The sequence below is a fragment of the Streptosporangium sp. NBC_01810 genome (assembly GCF_035917355.1).
GTDB lineage: Bacteria > Actinomycetota > Actinomycetes > Streptosporangiales > Streptosporangiaceae > Streptosporangium.
The window spans coordinates 549,009-569,066 of record NZ_CP109070.1 but is presented as its reverse complement, the minus strand read 5'-3'; the positions used below and the strand labels follow the sequence as shown (position 1 = coordinate 569,066).

14 protein-coding genes are annotated in these 20,058 nt (G+C 67.3%); 2 read left to right on the top strand and 12 right to left on the bottom strand.

The window, feature by feature from the left end:
• Position 1: 1 nt before the first annotated feature.
• On the bottom strand, positions 2–445 hold the full coding sequence (locus OIE13_RS02565) for a hypothetical protein (protein WP_326829474.1): 444 nt from the start codon (positions 443–445) through the stop codon (positions 2–4).
• Between the two features lie 85 nt (positions 446–530).
• Between OIE13_RS02565 and OIE13_RS02560 the strand changes: the two genes are divergently transcribed.
• On the top strand, positions 531–821 hold the full coding sequence (locus OIE13_RS02560; RefSeq protein WP_326643532.1) for a hypothetical protein: 291 nt from the start codon (positions 531–533) through the stop codon (positions 819–821).
• A gap of 165 nt (positions 822–986) precedes the next feature.
• Here the strand turns inward: OIE13_RS02560 and OIE13_RS02555 are convergent, their stop codons facing one another.
• From OIE13_RS02555 to OIE13_RS02505, 11 genes are all read right to left on the bottom strand, one after another.
• Positions 987–1,181 carry a hypothetical protein gene (locus OIE13_RS02555; RefSeq protein ID WP_326643534.1) on the bottom strand — a complete coding sequence of 65 codons (195 nt, stop codon included), beginning with the start codon at positions 1,179–1,181 and terminating at the stop codon, positions 987–989.
• A gap of 199 nt (positions 1,182–1,380) precedes the next feature.
• Positions 1,381–3,696: a GmrSD restriction endonuclease domain-containing protein gene (locus OIE13_RS02550; protein ID WP_326643536.1), complete on the bottom strand. Its 2,316-nt coding sequence runs from the start codon at positions 3,694–3,696 to the stop codon at positions 1,381–1,383.
• A 74-nt stretch (positions 3,697–3,770) separates the two neighbouring features.
• Complete coding sequence (locus OIE13_RS02545) at positions 3,771–5,876, bottom strand: UvrD-helicase domain-containing protein (protein ID WP_326643538.1); 2,106 nt, start codon at positions 5,874–5,876, stop codon at positions 3,771–3,773.
• A 58-nt stretch (positions 5,877–5,934) separates the two neighbouring features.
• The gene (locus OIE13_RS02540) at positions 5,935–7,584 is read right to left on the bottom strand and encodes a serine/threonine-protein kinase (protein WP_326643539.1); all 1,650 of its coding nucleotides are present in this window, start codon (positions 7,582–7,584) and stop codon (positions 5,935–5,937) included.
• Positions 7,585–7,730: 146 nt separating this feature from the next.
• A complete protein-coding gene (gene drmC / locus OIE13_RS02535) occupies positions 7,731–8,495 on the bottom strand; it encodes a DISARM system phospholipase D-like protein DrmC (RefSeq protein WP_326643540.1) in 765 nt (254 codons plus the stop codon).
• A complete protein-coding gene (locus OIE13_RS02530; protein ID WP_326643543.1) occupies positions 8,492–10,423 on the bottom strand; it encodes a DUF1998 domain-containing protein in 1,932 nt (643 codons plus the stop codon). The genes drmC and OIE13_RS02530 overlap by 4 nt, the downstream gene beginning before the upstream one ends.
• On the bottom strand, positions 10,423–14,343 hold the full coding sequence (drmA, locus tag OIE13_RS02525) for a DISARM system helicase DrmA (RefSeq protein ID WP_326643545.1): 3,921 nt from the start codon (positions 14,341–14,343) through the stop codon (positions 10,423–10,425). The genes OIE13_RS02530 and drmA overlap by 1 nt, the downstream gene beginning before the upstream one ends.
• 301 nt (positions 14,344–14,644) lie before the next feature.
• Positions 14,645–15,214 (bottom strand): GNAT family N-acetyltransferase, encoded by a 570-nt coding sequence (locus tag OIE13_RS02520; RefSeq protein WP_326646874.1) that lies wholly within the window; start codon positions 15,212–15,214, stop codon positions 14,645–14,647.
• Entirely contained in the window at positions 15,211–17,373 is a 2,163-nt protein-coding gene (locus OIE13_RS02515) for an ATP-binding protein (RefSeq protein WP_326829473.1), read from the bottom strand. Before OIE13_RS02515 ends, OIE13_RS02520 begins: the two co-directional genes overlap by 4 nt.
• A 78-nt stretch (positions 17,374–17,451) precedes the next feature.
• Positions 17,452–18,045 (bottom strand): DUF6879 family protein, encoded by a 594-nt coding sequence (locus OIE13_RS02510; protein WP_326643548.1) that lies wholly within the window; start codon positions 18,043–18,045, stop codon positions 17,452–17,454.
• Between the two features lie 10 nt (positions 18,046–18,055).
• Positions 18,056–18,271: a hypothetical protein gene (locus tag OIE13_RS02505; RefSeq protein ID WP_326643550.1), complete on the bottom strand. Its 216-nt coding sequence runs from the start codon at positions 18,269–18,271 to the stop codon at positions 18,056–18,058.
• 1,035 nt (positions 18,272–19,306) lie between these two features.
• Between OIE13_RS02505 and OIE13_RS02500 the strand changes: the two genes are divergently transcribed.
• Positions 19,307–20,026, top strand: a complete 720-nt coding sequence (locus OIE13_RS02500; protein WP_326643552.1) for a hypothetical protein — start codon at positions 19,307–19,309, stop codon at positions 20,024–20,026.
• The last annotated feature ends 32 nt before the right edge of the window (positions 20,027–20,058 follow it).

Here is a 20,058-nt window from a genome sequence, read left to right as displayed (position 1 = left end):
CTCACGAAGTCGGAAGACACTCGGTCTCGCCCCACACTCCGTATTGCCCGTTACCTGGCGACTCCAAGATGATCACTGTCTTGTATGTGTCATTGGCAAGCCGAATAGGAGCGTTGCCCTGATCTCCGGCAATCCGGTAAGGGGCAACCGAGGAGAGCACACCGAGCATGTAGGTGTTGAGCCCGCCCGGATCACGTTGCGGCGCGGCATCCCTCGCCGTAGCCGCGAAGGTCCGTTTGGCCTTTCCCTTCCCACAGGGAATATCACGCCCACCAGAATCGGTGATGCGGACATCAAGAACGTGGCTCTCCTTCATCAACTCGGTGATATGAGTTTTGAGGGTCTCGCCCGCTTCGGCCGCCGTAGGGCCGCTATCCCCACATCCGGCCACACCCAGTAACACCACCGTACAAACCAGGACACCGCGCCGCACAAAACGTCCCATGCATTCCTCCAGGGCTGGCCGATGTGCCGTAGACCCAATAATGTCCAATAGTCCGTCCGATGTATCCGCATCCGAAGAGGGATAAATGAATTCTCGCCCGGAGGATCTGGTGCCCAACCCGCGGCGCCAACTGCTGGAACAGACGTTGACGGAGCTCAGGGCGCGGGTCGCCGTCCTGGAGGCCGCCCTCGACCCGGCCCACGGCCAGCTCACCGGCCGGCCGACCTGGGTGGGGCCAAAGGCCCGGACGTTCGTCGAAGACCTCACCGCCCGCCGCGTACGGCTGCGCCAGGCGGCCAGGGCACTCGTCGACGCCCTCGAAGAGGAACTCCGCTCCGCCCCGGCCAAGATCCCGCCCGCCGCCGCGCGGTACTGACCTGCAGCGCCCTCAACCCCGGAACCGGCCAGTTGCGTTCCCGGTCCAGGGTGAAGGCCTCGATCCGGCCATTGCGGAGCGACGTGCCGCATGTTCCCCTCGACGGGCGGACCGGACCGACGATCCAGATCACCTGACGTTCGGATCAGGGCGCAGCCGACCACCTCACAGGCGGTTGGCACCGACTCCGTTCCCGTCCTGCCCGGTCGTCGCGTTTGCGGCATTCAGCAGCGTCCAGATCTTCTCCGCGGTCAAGGGCACCGAAGTGATCTTGTCTGCTACCTCAGGCAGGGCCGCAGCCACGGCGTTCACGACCGTGGCGACCGAGACGATCGTGCCGCTCTCGCCGACCCCCTTCATCCCGCCGGGCGTGATCGGCGACGGGTGGGTGAGGTGGTCGACGACGATCGCCGGGATGTCGGCCGAACCGGGGAGCGAGCCGTAGCTGAAACAGGGCTGTACACCACGGCCGTGGACGCAACCCGGCCGTATCTGATCGACGGCTGCCTGGCCGAGACTGGCCTGGTCCGCAAATCTTCGTAACTCTACGAATTAAAGATCAGCAGTGGTAGCCGAACTGGCCGAGGCGGTGGTGGGCGATCTCGATCTCGGCCGGCGTGAAGAGGTCCGCGAAGCGCGGCTGAACGACCAGCGCCTCGACGGTCAGGTCGAGACGCCCACGCTCCCAGAGAGCGGCGAAGCCGTCGGACACCGCGGGGGCGTGCAGCAGCTTGCGGGCCGTGGCGAGGCTGCCGTGCTCGGCGAGCATGCTCAGGAAGTACGTCGCATGGTAGTTCGCCTCGGCGCGCGCCCTGTCATAGACGGAGCGCATCGCCTCGTTGAACTCGGCGTCCACCGCCGTTCCGGCCTTCGGCTCGTCCCCGGTAGCAGGCTCCTCCGCCGAGGACCCCGAGGACCCCGAGAACCCGGAGACCCCGGAGACCCCGGAGACCCTGGAGACCCCGGAGGCGCTCTCGTTGCGACGGGTCACGTAACCGAGCAGGGCGTCGACCGAGGTGAACACCTCGTACCCCAGCTCTTCCAGCCGGGGCAGATCCGCGACGTCCGGATCGAGCTCCAGGACCACGGGCCTGCCCTGCCCCGCCTGCAGCCCGTCCGGCCAGAAGGCCTCGGCGACGGCCAGCGCACGACCTGTGACGGGATCGGCGATCTCGCTGTCGAGCGCCGGTTCGGCGTACCCCAGTCGCACCAGTTCCTCGGCCATGGCCTTGACCTGGGCCGAACGGACGTCGTCCTGCTCGTCCGCGACCACCGTCACCGGCCGCAGCTCGGTGGCCGCCACCGCGGAGGCTCCGTTACGGAGTTCGGTCAGGAAGGACTGCACGGCCTGCGCCAGCAGTTCACGCCGGGCTGCGAGGAAGTCGGGGTAGCGCTCGACCCGCCATAGGTCGGGGTCGGCCGGGATCCACTGCGAGGCGAGCACGCCGGGGTGCCTCTCCTCCGCCTCCGCGAAATACTCCTGGGGAGAACGCTTCCCGATCATGAGGTTGGTGTCCTGGGTCAGGAAGCAGAAGTTCGCGACGGCGTTGACCTGCGACCGGTCGTAGCCGGCCCGGTAGAGCACTGCCTTGGGGAAGATGTGGTGCACCTGCAGAGAGGTGAGCCTGCCCAGCATCTCGGCGCGCAGTTCCAGTCCGCTGCCGAGGTCGCGGGCGCCCTTGACCCGGGTGAGCATGTAGAGGAGCGGGTAGAAGCGTGAGCCCTTGGTGGAGCCGTCGAAGTCATGGGCCTGGATCTCCAGGTTTCCGCCGCGCCAGCGCTCCAGGGACGCGATCAGCCCGTCTATGCCGGACTCCTTGACGATCTCGTAGTCCTGGGCGAGCACCGTCTCGGTCGATCCGGCGAAGCGGCCCCAGAGCGCGGAGTGCACGTACCAGAACAGCACCTTGTCCCGATGGACGGCGTCGGCGAATCGGCCGCCCGGGCTGAGGTGGAGCAGCCGGGAGATGACGGGGATCGCGTAGCGGCCCATGAGCACCTGGTCGTGGTCCAGGCCGAGCCGCCCGGAGGCGGCTTCGAGGAAGTTGCCGACGTACCCGACGGACCTGGTCAGGGCGGTCTCGAAGTCGGTGGCCGACACGGCGTCGAGCGCGGTGAACACCGCCCGTCCGGTCGCCACCGCGGTGGTGTTGCGCAGCAGCCAGTCCAGGGAGAACTCGAATCCCACGCTCTCCCAGCGCTTCAGCTGGTCGCGCATGACCTGCCGGGCGGGAGACCAGTGCGCGCAGATCTTCGCCAGCGCGAGGTCGCCCTTGGACAGCGCGGTGCCGCCGGAGTTCACCCGGTTGAAGATGTCGACGACGACTTCCACGTCCTTGTCGGCCCCGGTGATCTTCTCCTCGTGGAACTCCCGGTCGAGAAGCTGCCGCAACCGGTTGAGCCGCTCAAGGTAGGTGGTGAACTCCGGAACGGAGCTGAAGTCCTTGATGAACGGCTCCAGCCCGTCGGTGAACAGCCGGGTCACGTCCACCCATCTGGGGTCGTCACGCATCTTCGCCGGGCCGTAGAACTCGAAGTTCTCGTCCTCGACGTTGAACCGGAGACCGGTGAACGCCGAGGCGTCTCCCTCGAAGAACGCGGGCGCCTGGCCTCGGATCACCCCGTACAGGGAGGTGATGCGCTGCTGGCCGTCGAGCAGCAGCAGCCGTACGCCGCCGTCGGTCGCGCCGCCGCGTACCGAGGCCTGGTCCGGTTCGGTCTCCCACATCAGCAGGCCGCCGACCGGGTATCCGCGATACAGCGAGCGCATCAACCCGCGGACCTGGTCACGGTTCCAGACGTACCCCCGCTGGAACTCCGGCAGCAGCACGGTGCCGTTGTCGATCTGGTGGAGGAGTACCGAGAGCTTGGCCATGTCCTGCCTTCAGCGTGAGAGACCGATGATCTTAACTGTCGCCGTACGGCTTGCACTTGATCTTTTACTGAAAGTCACGTGGCGAAGCCGGCCAGGAACGGGCTGGCCGTTCCGTGCCAGGAGAGGTGGAGCTGCTCCCGCGCCCGGGTGCACGCGACGAACACCAGGCAGCGCTCACGCTGCAGATCCTGCGCGTGCGTCAGGGGATCCTCCCGAACCGGGGTGACCGCGCTCGACGACGGCACCTGGTGTTCCGAAAGACCGATGATCGCCACGCAGCGGAACTCCAGCCCCTTCATCCGGTGCATGGTCCCGGACCGGACCGCGTCCTCGGCGTCCGGGGCCTTGGCCAGCGACCGCGCCGGGATTCCGGCTCGCTCCAGCACGGTGATCGCCGAGTCGGAGAGCATGTTGGACCGGGCCGCGATGCCGATCTCCCCCGGTGCCACACCCGCGTCCAGCCACTCCCCGATCTTGCCCGCGAGCGCGTCCAGTTCGTCCTTCTGGGTGCGGAAACCGCGGAGCTCCGGCGGCCGGCCGTGCACCTGTGACCGATAGCCGGCCACCATGTCCAGGCCGGCGTCCAGACCGCCGTCCATGTCGTCGATCCGCTCGCCGCGCAGCATGCCCAGGCTCCAGGCGAGGATCTCGGCGGTCGTCCGGTAGTTGATGGTCAGCCGGGTGGAACGGCCCGCGACCCCGATGCCGAGCTCCCGCAGCGAGACCCGGCTCTGGTAGATCCGCTGGTGGGTGTCACCCGCGATGAACAGGTCGTCGGGCCCCTCGGACACGGCCGCGCGGAGCAGCCGCCACTGGACGGGGTGCAGGTCCTGCGCCTCGTCGACGACGATGTGCCGGTACGGCCGCTCCGGCCGCTCGCGGAGCAACCGGGCGGCCTCGACGCAGATCGTCTCGTATGTCCAGACGCGCCGCCGTCGCAGCTCCTCCTCGAACTCCCACACCGCCTGCCACACCTGGGCCTTCTGCCGGGAGCCCAGCCCTCGGCCCCGCCCCTCCCGCTTGGCCTTCAGGTATTCGGCGGCGCTGGTCACCTGCTGGGCGAGCACCACGTGCCGCCACTCCTCGGCGAGGAACGTCTCGGTGAAGGGCGCGTCGAGCTGCTTGACGATCCGCCGCCAGATGTCCTTCTCCTCCTTGTCCCGGAGGATGGCGGCGCGGCCGTGCCGTTCGGCGAAGACCTGGTAGGACAGCTGGTCGACGTGCCGCACGACGATGCGGTCGCGGACCTCGGGTGAGTCGGTCAGCAGTCGCACCCCGGCCTCCAGCGAGGCGGACAGCGTCGAGGTGAAGGTGGTCACCAGCACCGGGCCGGCGCCCTGGCGCGCGAGATGGCAGGCGCGGTGCAGGGCGACGACCGTCTTACCGGTACCGGGGCCGCCGGTGACGCGGGCCGGTCCGCCGAAGGCCGCGTACGCCACCCGGTGCTGCGCCGGATGGAGATAGACCTTCCAGAGCGCGAACGGGTGACGGAACACCTCCATCAGTTCATCCGGGCCGTCGACGAGTACGACCTGCTCGGGGGTGCGCTCGACGGCCGCCGTGATGTCCTCGGTGTCATACGGCTCACGCCCGGCGCCGGCGCCGAGTTCGGCCCACACCTGTTCGGGGGTCATGCCCGCGGCCAGCCCGTAGAGGGCGTCCCACTGGTTCCGCGGCAGGAAGGACCTGGCGGCCTCCAGTTGCACCACGTCGGTCAGCGCCCTGGCGAAGGCCAGGGTCTGCTCGTCGACGCCGAGTCGCCTGAGGTCGGCGTCGCCCGCGTCGTCGAACAGCCGCCGCGGCGCCCGATCCGCCATCCTGGCCAGTTCCGGCAGGGTGGCGTCGATGGCCGCGCCATCCCTGATCTCGATGCGGCCGGTCGCCGTGTTCACCGATGCCCTGCGGCGCTGCGCCCAGGTGTAGGCATCGTCATGCGGCAGCACTTTCAGCAGCGTGAACGAGTCACCGGCCTCGGGCGCGAGCACGACCCCACGCCAGAATTTGTCGATGCGAATCGTCCGGAACCGGGGGTCACGCGCGTTGTTCGGCTTCTCCAGATGCAGTCCGGCATGGGTGGCCTGCTCGAATTTGGCGAAGATCTCCGTGACGCGGTCCTGGACGGATCGGTCGAGCTTTCCGAAGTCACGGAGAAAGTCCTTGTCGATTCCGAGCTTCGGCACGCCGTGTCCTCCGGAGGTTCTCATTTGTGGAAGCGACCTACAAGAATGCTCGCCCTGGTTATCGGCCATCAAGGCTTTCCAGGATTTCCCGGACCTTTTCGACGGTGGGGTGGCGGGAGCCGTATCTACCTTCGAGATCCCGCAGCAGGTCGCTCAGCGTGACCTTCGCCCGCGATCTCCTGCCGGAGCCGAGTTCGAGAAGCCCGATCTGGCGCCGCAACTCCAGCATCCGTTCCTCGTCGACGCCGAACCGTCTCTCGTCGTCCAGGAGCCCGCCGAGCTGGGCCAGGGCCAGGTTCGTCTCGCCGACCGCCGCGTGGCAGTTCGCCTCCATCAGGCGGCAGCGCAGTACGAGATCGTGCTCGGGCCCCTCCCGGTCGGCGAGGTCGGCCACCAGCCTGCCGAACTCGGGAGCGGCCCGCCGGTAGTCCCCGCCGAGGAACAGCGCGTCGGCCAGTTCGATTCGCAGGTCGATCACACCTGAGTCCTTGGGCCCGAGGGCACGGACGGCCGGTTCCACCGCCTCCGCCAGCACGTCCGCGGCCTGGGTGAACCTCGACTCGGCCTTGAGCGCCTCGGCGTCTTTTCTGGCGGACGCGACGGCCTCCTGCCCGGCATCACGCTGCCCGGCCGCCGGCCCGGCGTCGCCCCGGCGACCCCCGGCGTCCCGGGGCGACCCGGGCCGGGGCGACTCGGCCCCGGCCCCGTCCCGGAGCCGCTCGGGCCGTGCCTTCCCGGTCAGCGGCCGATCGGCGGCGGGGCCGGTCGCCGATCCGACCGGCCTCACGCCGACCGACACCACCGCGACCGGCCCCGCTGCGGGCGGCTCGGCGGCGATCCGGCCCACGACGGCCGCGTACATCCGCACCGGGTGGGGTGCGCCGAGGTTCACATAACCGGGGAAGGCCGGCAGGTCGCGGCAGAAGTCCATCAGCCGCCGGTAGACCACGTCGGCACTGGGAGGCCGCTTCTCCGGCTCCTTCGCGAGCAGCCACAGGACGAGCCGCTCCAGCCCTTCCGGCACCTCTCGTCTCCTGGTACGCAGCGGCCGGGGAGGAACGTCGGTGTGGTTGCGCATCGAGGCCAGCGCCGTGGGACCGGCGAACTGGTTCTTCCCACTGAGCATCTCGTCCAGGACCACACCGAGGGAGTACAGGTCACTCCGCCGGCTGGTGGCCTCGCCCATCGCCTGTTCCGGCGCCATGTAATCGGGGCTGCCCACCACGATGCCCGTCGCGGTGAGCTTCGTGACGGCGTTGGAACCGAGCGCGGCGACGATGCCGAAGTCCAGCACCTTCACCGTCCCGTCGGGGCAGAGCATCAGGTTGCTCGGCTTGAGGTCACGGTGGACCAGCGAGTTGGCGTGGGCCACGGCCAGCACCGAGCACACCTGGGCGGCGATCGCCACCGCCCAGGCGACGGGCACCTCGGTCTCGTCGAGCAGCGAGGAGACCGGGCAGCCGTTGACGAGCTGCATGACCAGGTACAGCTCTTCGCCATGCGATCCGCAGTCGTAGACGACGGGCACCCCGGGATGTTCCAGCCGGGCGGTGATCCGCGACTCGCGCACGAAGCGTTTGGTGAGTTCGTCATCGGGTCTGCCGTCGGTCTGCCTGTCGATCCGGATGAACTTGACCGCGACCGGCCGATCCAGACGTTTGTCGTAGCCGAACCAGACCTCCCCCATACCGCCCGCCTGACGGGACACCGGGTCCAGTTCATAGCGATCTCCGACAATTGTCCGCCTGCCCACAACGGCCCGCCTTCCACGGAGAATTTTGGTATTTCCTAACAATCACCAAGGGGTTTCCGGAGAACGTACATGTTCACCGGTGAGACCGCGGAATCCCCGGCTCACCGCAACCGCTCCAGTACGCCCCTGACACGTAGTTCGGCGATGTGCTCGGCCGCCCGCGACGGTGTCGAACCGCCGTACACCAGCAGCCCGGCCTCGATGTTCCTGGCGACCCCGGACTGGGTGAGGTTGGCGCTCGACACGAGCAGCACCCGCCGGTCGGCGACGGCGAGCTTGGCATGCATCTTCGCCCCCTGCCCGTCCCGCCTGGCCGTCGGCCAGTGCCACAGCTCGACCCCGGGGACCGACGCGAACGCCGCCGCCGGCTCGGCGCCGCCCAGCGCGGAGCCCGCGCCCCGCAGGGTCTCGACGACGGCCATCACCGAGACTCCGCGCCGCACCGCCTCGGCCAGTGCGTCCAGCAGCGGCGGGTACGGCTTCGCGGAGTAGGTCATCAGAAGCAGTTCGTGCGACGCCTCGTTCACGACGTCCACCAGGACCTGCGCGGTGGACCGGACCGGCACAGAATGGGTGCCCGGCCCGCTCCACACCGCTTCGACCCGGTGGGCGGCGGCGTGCCGCGCGTACCCGTCGGCGACACCCCGCAGGTACGCCGCGGCCTCCCCGTCCGGTATCCCCTCGGCTTCCTGCGCCGCCAGTACGGCCCGCGCCACCTCGGCGAATCCGGGGGCCGGAACGGCCGAGGGGATCGCCGAGCGTGGTCCGTCCCCTGAGATCCGCTCGGCCAGCGTGCGAACTCGCACCGGTCCGAGCCGGGCGACGGCATCGGCCGCCACCTGGGCGAAGGGAGAGTCCGGCGTCACGGGATCTCGGGGTAGAGGGCCAGGTCTGGGTCGCCGATGGGCACGATGAACCTGCGGTCCAGGAAGCGGTTGCCGCGTTCGCAGGTCGTCTCGGAGACGAAGAGGCAGACGTGGCAGGCGGCGCCGTGCAGGAAGTCCTCGGGTGCCCGGGGCAGCCGCTCGGCGCAGAGCGGGTCGGAGGAGCAGTGCCTGGCCTCCGACAGCGCGCGGCGGGTCAGCCGGACCAGTTCCTCGGGTTCGGCGAGCGAGACCAGCCCGCCCAGGGTGCCCTCTGCGTCCGGCACCGCCGTGTAGATCAGGATCCCGCTGCGCGGGTCGTCCTCGGTGCCGGCGTAGATCCGCTCGGACAGGCTGGCGGAGTTGTAGCCGCATTCCAGCGCGATCGTGCGGATCAGCAGGTGCGAGAGCGTGTGCAGGGCGTAGTAGCGCAGGTCCGGCCAGCCCCGGTACCTGTCGAACCCCAACGGGATCCGGTCGGAGTAGCGGTGGTCGCGGAACCGCCCGTACGCCTCCCGGTGCTCGTGTGGGACCGACCGCGTCTGGCCGCTGTGCTCATCCGTGAAGGAGGAGGCGCGTACCCGCCCCTCCCACGCCGTCAACAGGTCCTCGGACAGCTTCAGGAAGATGCCCTCGCCGCGTACCTCGCTCGCGGGCACCCAGGTGGGCTTGGAGCGGGCCAGCGGTGCCCGGGTCACCAGCTCGGGGTCCTCGAAGTCGGGGGCGTCCAGCCGGGTGAAACCGATCATCGCGCGGACCTCGCGCAGCCGCTCGGCCTGGATGACGTCGGCGAAGTAGCCCTTCAGCAGGCTGGGTACGCCGTCCGGGTGCCGGTGGAGGGTGAAGTCGTCGGTCGGCTCGGGGAGCGTGGGAGCGGAGAAGACCTGCCATTCGGGGGTGAGCAGGTCCAGCCGTCCCTGCACCTCACCGCTCGCTGCCTCCAGCTTGTCGCGGTGTCGCTCGATGGCCGCCCAGACCTCCTCGTTGTCGGGCCACTTCGCCAACTCGTGGGAGAGCGGCGCCACGCGGCGCATGTACTCCAAGATCTCCACCCCGGGGGCATGCTGGAGGCTCTCCCAGAACTGCTCGACCCTGGCGTCCAGCTCGTCCGCGCCCGGCTTGGGTACGGCGAGCGCGGAGAGGGGCTGCGCGAACCACTGGTTGGAGGCGCCCACCACGACGAGGTGCGGCTGCTGCTTGCAGCCGTTCTCGGCGAACGTGCCCAGGTGCGGGTGGCGGCCCCGGCAGCCCGGCAGTTCGGCCCTGCCCTTGCGCCCCATGGCCTCGCGGATGTTACGGTCCTCGCCGCAGCGCTGGCAGGTGATCCGCACGTTGGCCCCGATGTTGCCGCCGAAGTCCTCCATACGCAGGTTGGGCTTGGGCGCCTTGGCGCACTTCTGGCCTCGGTGCACGAACTCCAGGTAGGGGAAGTCGTCCAGGTGCCCGGCCGTACAGGCCAGCACGAAACGGGCGCCGACCACCAGGCGTTCCTTGTTGCCGCGTCCGCACTCGTGGAAGAACCTGGCCTCGTGCGGCTTGCTCGGCTTGTCGTTCCTGAAGCCGAACGCCTGGGTGTCGATCGGCGCCAGCAGGTTGCAAGCGGTGCAGCGCATCCAGCTCGGGAACGGCATGACCGGCACACCGACCCTGGCGGCCTCTCCCTTGGGTTTGGTATCGGTTCCGGGCAGCCAGGGAGCGGGCTTGAGCTCTCCGACGGTCTTGCCGAGGATCGCCTGCACGGCGGCGAGCAGCCGGGCTTCGATGATGACCTGCGGGGTGTCGCCGAGCCTGTCGTACCGCCAGTCGTCCAACCCTCTGACCAGCACCGAGAAGTTCGGCAGGTCGACGATGGAGCCGACGCCGGAGGTGAACATCAGGTGGCTGGGGCGCACGGCCCCCACCCGGCGCAGGTACGGTGCGGAGTCGGCCATTACTTGCCCTTCCCGTTCAGCTCGGACACGCCCATCTCGTCCCCTTCGGGGACCTCCACGCCCGTGCCGTCAGCGTCCGACGGCTGGAACGTCCAGGCCGGTGCCCCGTACGGCACGGCGAAGATGTCACCGCTGCCCGGCAACAGCAGGTTGAGCTCGTTCTCCGTCTCGCGCATCGAGTTGCCGACGGTCAGCGCGTCCCACCGGCCGTTGCCGGCCCGGTTCAGCAGGCCGAGCACGATCTCCTGCTTGGTGCTCTTGCGCTGTTCGTAGCCGAGCCGGGCCGCGCTGCCCTTGGCCTGCTCCCAGGAGTCGGTCACCACCTTGATCCGTTCGGCCAGGTAGTCGCGGGCGCGGACGTCGCCCGCCGCCTCGGCGCGGGTCAGCAGCCGGTCGACGATCCGGCCGACGACCGGCCCGGACAGCGGCACCTCCTCGGCGTCCCGGTTACGTGAGTACGACTCCTCGGCGTTGCGCACCGCGGCGACGAACATGGCCGCGGTGCCCCGGTCCAGCGCCCGGCGAGTGTACGGGGTGACCGACAGCGCCTCGACCTGGCGGTAGAACGTGGCGTGGTAGTGCTCGAAGTCCTCGTAGTGCGCCAGGTCGCGGGGGCGCGACCAGTTGTAGAGCGTGATCACCAGACCGGGGCGTTCGGCGTCGCGGCCGACGCGGGAGGAGGCCTGGATGTACTCGGCGGTGTTCTTGGGCTGCCCGGTGACCACCATCAGCCCGAACCGGGAGACGTCCACACCGACCTGGAGCATGGAGGTGGCGAGCACCGCGTCCACCGGCTGGCGACCCGTGCCGCGCCGCCGCTGACGCTCGGCCAGCGGATGGGCGTTCCGGCGTTTCTCCTTGTTCTTCTCCTTCAGCACGTCGGCCCACTCCGCGCGGATCGCGTACCGGCGCCCCGAGGTGTCCGTCTCCTGGTCGAAGCCGATCTCCAGTTGCTTGAGCACCTCGCTGATGTCTCCTGAGGAGATCCGGGAGGTCAGCTCCACCACGGTGAGCAGGTCTGCCGGGGAGGAGAGCCGGTTGGCGATCCCCTTGCGCCTGCCGTGCGTCCGGATCCGCGTGGTCACGTCGTCGTCCAGATAGCGGCGCATGCCGGCCAGCTCGCGGGTGGCGTTGAAGTAGCCGACGACCGTCATATAGGGGTCGGCGGGCTCGCCGTACCGGTCGAACATGGTCTGCCCGGCCAGGAACAGGATCTCCGCCAGCCTGATCTCGGCGGACTTGAGCCTCGTCCCATGCGCGCAGACCCCGAGGTAGCGGCGGCCGGGCGTCTTCTCGGTGAGCGGCACCTGCCGGGAGAAGAAGGTGTCGGTGACGTCGATGACCTGCGGCGGGAACACCGCGAGCCGGCGACCGAAGACCCCGAGCACCTGGCGTTCGGCCCGTTTGGTGGTCGCGGTGGAGGCGATGATCTTCGGCCCGGTCAGGGTCCCGGGGCGGGGGCTCCAGGTGCAGAGCTCGTCCACGGCCGCCTCGAACAGGCCGACCGTGGTGCCGAGCGCGCCGGAGATCAGGTGCAGCTCGTCCTGGATGATCAGGTCCGGCGTGCGGAGCCGGAGGACCGGGCGACTGACCACCTTGGGCAGCTTCCCCTTGGCGTGGTGCTTCGCACCGCATTTAACGTGCTCGTCCAGGTCGGTGTGGCGGTAGCCGTGCCGGGGGCACCGCTGGCTGACCCGGCCGAACAGGTGACCGGCGAACCCCCGCCAGGGAAGCTGCGCCAGCTTGTCGACGGTGGCGATGACCAGGCTGGGGACCAGCCGGTAGATCTCCTCGTCGACGGTGAGGATCGGCATCCCGTCCCGGCGCGCGGCGATCTCCTCGGCGTCGTCCAGTTCGGAGGTGAGCATCCGGTCCTCGCCGATCCGGGAGAACGGGCAGGGGTCGGCCTCGCCCTCCCGGCCCCGGCCGCAGTAGAGCAGCACCCTCCTGCGGTCATCGTCGGTGAAGAGATTGCGATCCCCGGTCAACTTCTCTCCGCACCACGGGCAGGTCAGCGTCTGCAGCACGTTGGTCCTGCGGCCGGCCGGCGCCTCCCTGGCCTCGTGGATCTGGTCGGCCGCCTCGGTGAACCAGTTCGGGGAGACAGCACCGCCCACCCACAGGCCGATCCGGAACGGCTCCTCACCCCAGGTCGCCGGGTCCGCGCGGCGCTGCACCTCGGCGGCGCAGACCAGGGCGGCGGCCCGCTGGAACTGCTGCGCGGTGAGCAGCCGCAGGGTGTAGCGCATCAGCACCGACACCCCGGACCGACCGTCGCGGGCGTCGGCCCCGGAGCCGACCGTGCCCTGCAGGCGGCGGATCGCGAAGGTGTAGGCGGTCAGGCCGAGGTACGCCTCGGTCTTGCCGCCGCCGGTCGGGAAGAACAGCAGGTCGACGGTGGCCGAGGCGTCGGCGGCCCGCTCGGCGTGCTCGGGGTCGGTCAGCGACGGCAGGTTGAGCAGCACGAACGCGAGCTGGAACGGCCGCCACGACGCGGCGCTCTCCCCCTGTGCCTCCACCTTGGCCATGGCCTGCGGGTAGCTCAGCCCCAGCTCGTCGCGGAGCTTCCCGACCGTGGTTCGGCGGCGCTGCGCGGCCATCGCGGTGTTGGCGAACCGGAACGCGGCCAGCGCCTGGTCGTGGCGGTCCCGCCCGGGGTCGGTGAGCAGCTCGACCCCGTCGCGGATCCGTCTCGCGGCCTGCTCCGCCTTGTACACCGCGTTCTTGGCCACCTCGCGAAGCGGCTCGGGCAGATCCGGGATCCGGTTCCGCTGCCCGTCCAGCCAGGCGGCGTATCCGTCCGCGAGCGGGTGCAGCCCGGCTGCGAGATCCTCCGGCGAGGCCATGGCCAGGACGTCCATGGAGAGCTCGACCTCGGCCAGTGCGGTCCCCTTGCCGACCGGGGCGACGGTGGCGGGCACGTCGTAGGCGGGCAACCAGGTGGTACGCAGCTCCCGCGCGCACCGCTCCCCTTGGGCGACCTCGGCGTGTACGGCGACGTTGCGACCGGAGGCGTAGCGGCGCTCGTGCCGGTAGAGCAGCCGCAGATGCCGCTCCTCCAGGTCGTCGCCGACCGCCTCCAGGTCGTCCACCGGGTCATCGATCGGCAGGAAGACATCGGCGGCCTGGGTGGCGTGGGGATCGGCGGCGGTGGCGGCGGTGGCGGCGGCGGCCGTGGCGGCCGTGATGTTGCCGCTCGCGGCGTCGCCGTCGGCGGGGACGAGGACATCGGTGCCGGGTGCGGTCACGGTCAGTCCGGCCTGGAACAGCCAGGCGACGTCGGGGGTGCGTTCCGGCTCGATCTGCTGGTTGATCAGCGTCAGCTCGACGACCCGGCGGCCGTCCCGCTGCGGCCGGACCGCCACCGCCAGCAGGACACCCGGGTCTTCGGCACGTTCCATGGTGAGCGGAATCCGCTGCGACGGCTCACCGTCGAGCCGGACCGTTTTCCGGTGGTCCACCTGCTTGCGCGTCCAGGTCGAGGCGGTGCGTTCCCTGCCTTTGGCATCCTCGATCATGGTCTCGGTCTTGGTGTAGCGCCCCCAGGAGGCGACGACGGCGAGTGCGTCGACCTCGCCGGGCACCGCGAAGGACAGTCCCATGGACGAGGCCCAGATCCGGCCGAGGTTCTGCGGGGTGAGCACCTCCGGCAGCTCACCCTCGGCGCCGTCACCCTCGACCCCGATCTCGGTCTCCGGCATCTCTCCCGCGTCCTCCCGGGCCGACCGGTGCGAGGGTTTCGGGCCGAGCATTCCGACGAGGTAGCGCTCCCGCGGCCCGGACGTCCCACGCGGTAGTTCCTCGCCGTCGCCGTCCCACGGACCGAGCAGGTCACGCCGTACGAGCTCCTCGAACGCGTCACGCACCTGGAAGGACGTGCCCTGCTCGAACGCCTGCGAGGTGTCCAGACCAGGAGGCACCTGTTCCTTTTTAACCGGTTTATCCGATTTTTCGACTACAAAGTCGAGCCCTTGCTGTTTGTCACCTAAATCCGGAAAAAGGTCTTCCTGGTCGTTGATCACGCCCGCCGATACCTCTCGCAGAGCTCATTCTTTAGCCGTTCATTAGAACAGATTTAGCTCGGCTTTTGGCATGACACTCAGAAGAAAACAGACACAAATCGCGATAACCGACACCTGACGGCATTCTCCATGGACCGTCGTCGCATGCATCCGATCAGACCGGACGAGAACGATATAACCGGCAGAAAACCGGACAGGATCAGTCGGCCATCAGATCAAGGCAGTAGATATCCCAGAACGGCGGCACAGCCCCTGGTATCGGACCTTTTCTACCAATCAGCTGCCAGCCCAAAGCTACATAGAAGGCGTGCGCCTGAGCCGCGTCCGGCTGCACCGAAAGCACCGCGCGGGATTCCGATCTCGGACCGAGCAGGGAGTCGACCAGGCGACGGCCGATGCCTCTCCCCCTCCACCGCTCGCTCACCCCGATGTCGATCAGCGCGAAGGTCCGCCCATCCCACTCTCGCGTGACCTCGGAGGGTACGGGAGTCGTGAACCTCTCCCACCACCTGTGGTCTGTCAGCAGGCGATGTCCGTACGTGAAACCCACGACGTCCGTACCGGACAGCGCGACGGAGATCCCGAAGGTGAGGTCTTCCCGGATCGTGGTCAGCATGTCCTCATGCTCCTGCGCCGCCCGCTCCCCAAAGAGAAAGGGGGGCCGGAGGAAGATCTCGTCATGCAGCCTCCGGATGGAGGCGTGCCAGGAAACAGCCAGTTCTCTGCCACCGGCACGGAGGGAGGCCGCCGACTCGTGCGGTCCTGTCATAAGCCGGAGTCGTTCAACGGGCCGATCCTCTCCCAAAGGTCAGCGGCATCCGAATCGCCCAGATTCTCAAGGAGCGCAGCCGCTCTGCCGAAATAAGCTCGGGCCTCTCCCCGCTGCCCCATTCCTTGGTACGCCTCCCCGACACCGATCAGGGCACGCGACTCGTTGAGCCTGTCTTCGAAGGTGCCGAACGTTGCCAGCGCGAGCCGGTAGCTGGCCCGTGACTCCTCATACGAGCCTGACTCCTTCAGGGCTAGCCCGAGAGCACATCTGCCCCAGGCGAGGCTCCACTCGTCCTCGATCTCTGCGAATATGCCGAGTGCCGCGCGGCAGTAGTCAGCCGCTTCGGCATGCATCCCGAGCAGTCCGTAGCATTTTCCAAGACTGAGCCAGGCCATCCCCTCCCCCCTTTTCTCCCCGATCGCCTGGAAAACATTGATCGCCTCTTGGGTCACCTCTATCGCCTGGTCCAGTTGCCGGGTCTCCTGGAGAACGACTCCTATCTGCCGCAGCGAGAAGCCCTCGACCCAGCCGTCTCCCACCTCATGTCCTGCCTCGGCACTGTTCTGGTAACACACGAGTGCTTCGTCGAGGCGTCGTAGCAACCAGTTCGCATCACCGAGCCCCAGGTAGTTGCAGGCCTCTCCGTATCGGTCACCGATCGACTTGGCGGCCTCCACTCCGACGGTGTGGATCTCACGCCAGTCCGACCAGTACGAACGGAGCTCGAAAAAGCCGTACATCACGGCCGGGAGTCTCCACGCTATGTCGAACTGTTCGGTTTTCACCGCCATCGCCAGGGCGTCGAGCAGGTTTCCTCTCTCCCGCTCGAACCACTGCATGGCCCTGTCCACGTCATCGAACAGAAGAGGAGTGATCGGCACACCGTCAATGTCGATGGGAACGCTGTGAAATCCCGGCAGAATGACCTTGTGTCCGTTGTAGACACTCATGAGATACCAGAGAAGGCAGCTTCTTACGGCTGTGACACGCACCGAAACGGTCTCTTCGACATTCACCCGCTCAACGACATAAACCCGTAAAAGATCATGTAGATGATATCTTTCCGGCGCCACAGGTTGCACCAGATTTCTGCTCACAAGCGCGTCGATCAGCCGCCGCGCGGTCCTCTGATCCGCTCCGATCAGGGCTGCCGCGGCGGCCACGCTGAATTCGGAGCCCGGGTGCAGGCCAAGGAGTCTGAACATTCGCGCCAGGTCCGGATTGAGCGCCTTGTATGATGACGAGAACACTGCCCGCACATTGCTTAGTTCGTCATCCTCGATGCCCAGCGCGTCAAGCCTGGCATGCTCGTCCGCGAGTTCCGCCGCGAACTCCGCCAGACTGGTGTATGGGTGACTTGTTATGCGTTCGGCTATTATGCGTAACGCTAACGGTAGATAGGCGCAATGTGCTGCCAACTTCTCCGCGTCATCCCGCTCCGCATCGATCCGTTCCGCTCCCACTATGTTCCTGAGCAGTTCCAACGATTCAGCCGGTGAGAGAGCATCTATGACCATACGTACCGCACCCTCCCGAATAACAAGACCTTGCAGCGTGCTACGGCTGGTCACAAGTGTCGTACACATCGGAGAGCCGGGTAGGAGATTCCTCACCTGATCGACGGACGATGCATTGTCGATGACCACAAGAACACACTTACCGTTCAACACGGAGCGATATATCGCCGCCCGCTCCTCGAAGTCCGCGGGTATCCGGTCCGGAGCGACGTTCAGCGCACGCAGGAAGGAGTCAAGGGCCTGGCCGACACTTACCGCAGGGCCTGGGCCGTACCCCTTCATATTGATGTAGAGATCTCCGTCCGGGTAGTGGTGACGCACACGGTGGGCCCAGTGGACCGCCAGGGCGGTCTTACCAACCCCCGGGGTTCCCGCGATCGCCGAGATGACGGCCGACGCGCTCGCCGACTGGCCGTTCTCCGGTGAGTCGCGTGGCAGGAGAGCGTCCAACCTGGCCATCTGTTCTTCCCGGTTGACGAACTCGGTGACGTCCATGGGCAGCTGGCGGGGCCCGGGGAATATCCCCTTGGCTACCGGGCCGACATGGATGCCGCCGTGCACGGTCCCCGCCTGTACGGCCGCTCCCGACTCACCGCTGATCTCGTTGTGCGTGGTGCCCGACGCCTGCCCGTCCTTCAACCCGACTCCCACTGTCCGAAGACGACCGACCACGGATCTCCGGCACACGGTGTGCGCCGCCCGTGGAGTGAGGAAAAATCATCCCGGTCGAGAGCACGCACGCTTCCGTCGCCCGAGCATCAGATCGTCGTAACCGGCTGCATATTCCAAGAACGGAACGGACAGCCCGACGGCCCGGTCACGCCAGTAGTTCGCCTCCACGATCCTTCGTGGATCCTCGACCAGCTCAGCGGAGAGAAAGGTCCCCTCCGGGGTGTAGTTCATGATGAGCAGCCGGACGGAGTCGAAGAGCCAGTAGTCGACTCTGGGCAGGCCTTCCGGCCATTCATGCTCATCGACCGGGATGACCCTGACGTCCTCGCCGGCCGCAACCGTATGCCGATAAGACCATGCGCATTCGAAGCGAATGTAATCCGACAGCGGTTCCATCAACACATGAACGCGATGGAATCGCTTTCCTTCCTCGACCCCTGCCCTGACCATGTCAACCCAGTCTTCGATTCCCGAGAACCGGCCACGCGGCCCGCCGACGAGAAAGCGATCAAACGCCTCCTGCTCGTACGAGACGTCGTAGGCCTGCAGAGTTTCCAGACGATAGGCCGTGTGGCGAAATTCAACGAAAAGGCTGTTGAATCGGGGATCGCTCAGTGACAGAAACGTTGTGGCCGACACGAGTCCGCCGTCACCGGTCGGCCTGGTAGCGCCGAATCGCACCGAGAATGACTTCGGGATCGATTCGTACAGCGGTCTCACCGGGCAGCAGGTTCGCCAGCTCCCCCATTGTGGCCTCGTCCACCTGGACGCCCTGCACGACCATCTCGCCGCTGTCCGCTAAGTAGACACTTGGGCAGCCCTGCCCTCCGGAGTTAGAATCTTTGCAGAGCATGGTCAGTTTCACGACCACTCCTCTTCTCGCCACTCCCGTGGCAGCTATATGCAAATTGAACTTAAAATAACATGGCAATCACGAGAGGTCAACAGTAAAGACAAAATTCGCATGGCACATTTAAACGCAACCCTAACGCATTATTACGGCCATTCGCACCAGGATCTTCCACTCAACGAAATCGCCAATTTCGCTCTGTTACATATTCAATGTCCTGGTTGAGCACACCGGCAACGCAGGTTGAGTGTGCGGTGCCTCCATCCTTGGCGGGCACTCGGACAACGCCTCCGTACAGACCGGAGCACGCCCCGACACCCAATCGAAAATCAATTCGATGGAGGGCGGACACAACTTCACAAAGGCGTGACCCTGGCGATGTCGACCGCCAACGGTACGAGCGAACACAGAACAAGCGCTGCCGACTCACGGCGAGGTAGGAAACTCTGCCGTGCGCTGTTCTGGTCGCGGTCCGGTGACCTCTGTACGGTCCCGGCATGGGCGCTACGCGCTGGACCTGGGTCAACGGCCATTACCGGAATCAGAACGGCAAGAGGGTCTGGGTGCGTGGGCATCCACGCCGGTTGCCCGGCGGTCCGGGTGCCGACGAGGTCGGTGCGGGCCTAGTGGCGGTCGTCGGGTTCATCCTCGTGCTCGCAGCCATGATCCCGGCAAGCGGCAGCTCACCAGCTGAGCTGCGTGAACCGATACCGGCGACCTCGCTCCCCGCCGACCTTCCCGGGACGGAGTCACCACCCGAACCGATCGAGAGCGAGCCTCCCCCGGAGCCCACGGAGAACGAGATCCCTCCAGAACCGACGGGTACCGGTTGGCCATAGATCACGAGAGTTCAGGTCGCCCCGGTTGTTCTGATGCCACGTACTGATCACGAGCCCGTGAGCCTTGTTCCGGGTCGCCGCAGCCGGAATGTACGAGGTGTGATGAGCAGCGAATAGTCTGGCCACTTGTCATAAATCATGACAAGTGCAATAGGAAGGCATCCGTGACTGACGATCAGCGACATGGCCGTCGACGGCAGGACCGCCACGTATGACTCGCCTCGCTAAAGTCCTGGTCAGCGCGCTGCTGATCGGAACGGGGTTCGGCGCGGCGACCTCCCTGGTCAACGCCGTCTCCCACCACTATGCGGACCTCGAAAGTCGGATCGCCACGACCAGCGGGGCGTCGGTCATAGAGATCATGAGCGTGCTGCTGGACTCCGGCTGGGCCTGGGCGGGATCGGCGGTCGCCGTGGGGTGGCTGGTCACCCGCGCCGGGGAGAGCCGTCCTGCGGCACTGGCCCAAGGCGCTGTCGCCGGCGCACTGTCCCTGCTCGCGGCCACGGCGGCCTACAGCGTCGTGGAAACCATCCGCAGCGACGGGTCCCTGTCCTCCTGGTACGAGTCCGAGCCGCTCGTGTGGTGGATCACCAGCGTCATCTTCGGGGCGCCCCTTGGGGCCGTGGGTGCGTGCGTCAAGCGGCCGGGAGTGATCGGTCTCCTCGCGAGATTGACCGTGCCGGTCGGCGCCGCCGTACAGATGATCGTGCTCCCACCTGGTAGGAACGAGGTGATCGCGGCCATCGGGAAGACGGTCGTGTGGGTGGCGGCTGCCATGAGTATCGGCTTCGTCGTCTTCCGCTTCCTCAGCGTGAAGCGGCGCCGGCCCTCTCCGATAGGCACGGAGTCAACGCAGGACGGACGATTCACACTATTGGCCGAGGAGCGGATCACCACCAGCGAGACCGCGAGGCATCCACCGTTGACCTAGTCCGGTCGAGTTCCTCCGCTGGTAGGAGAACA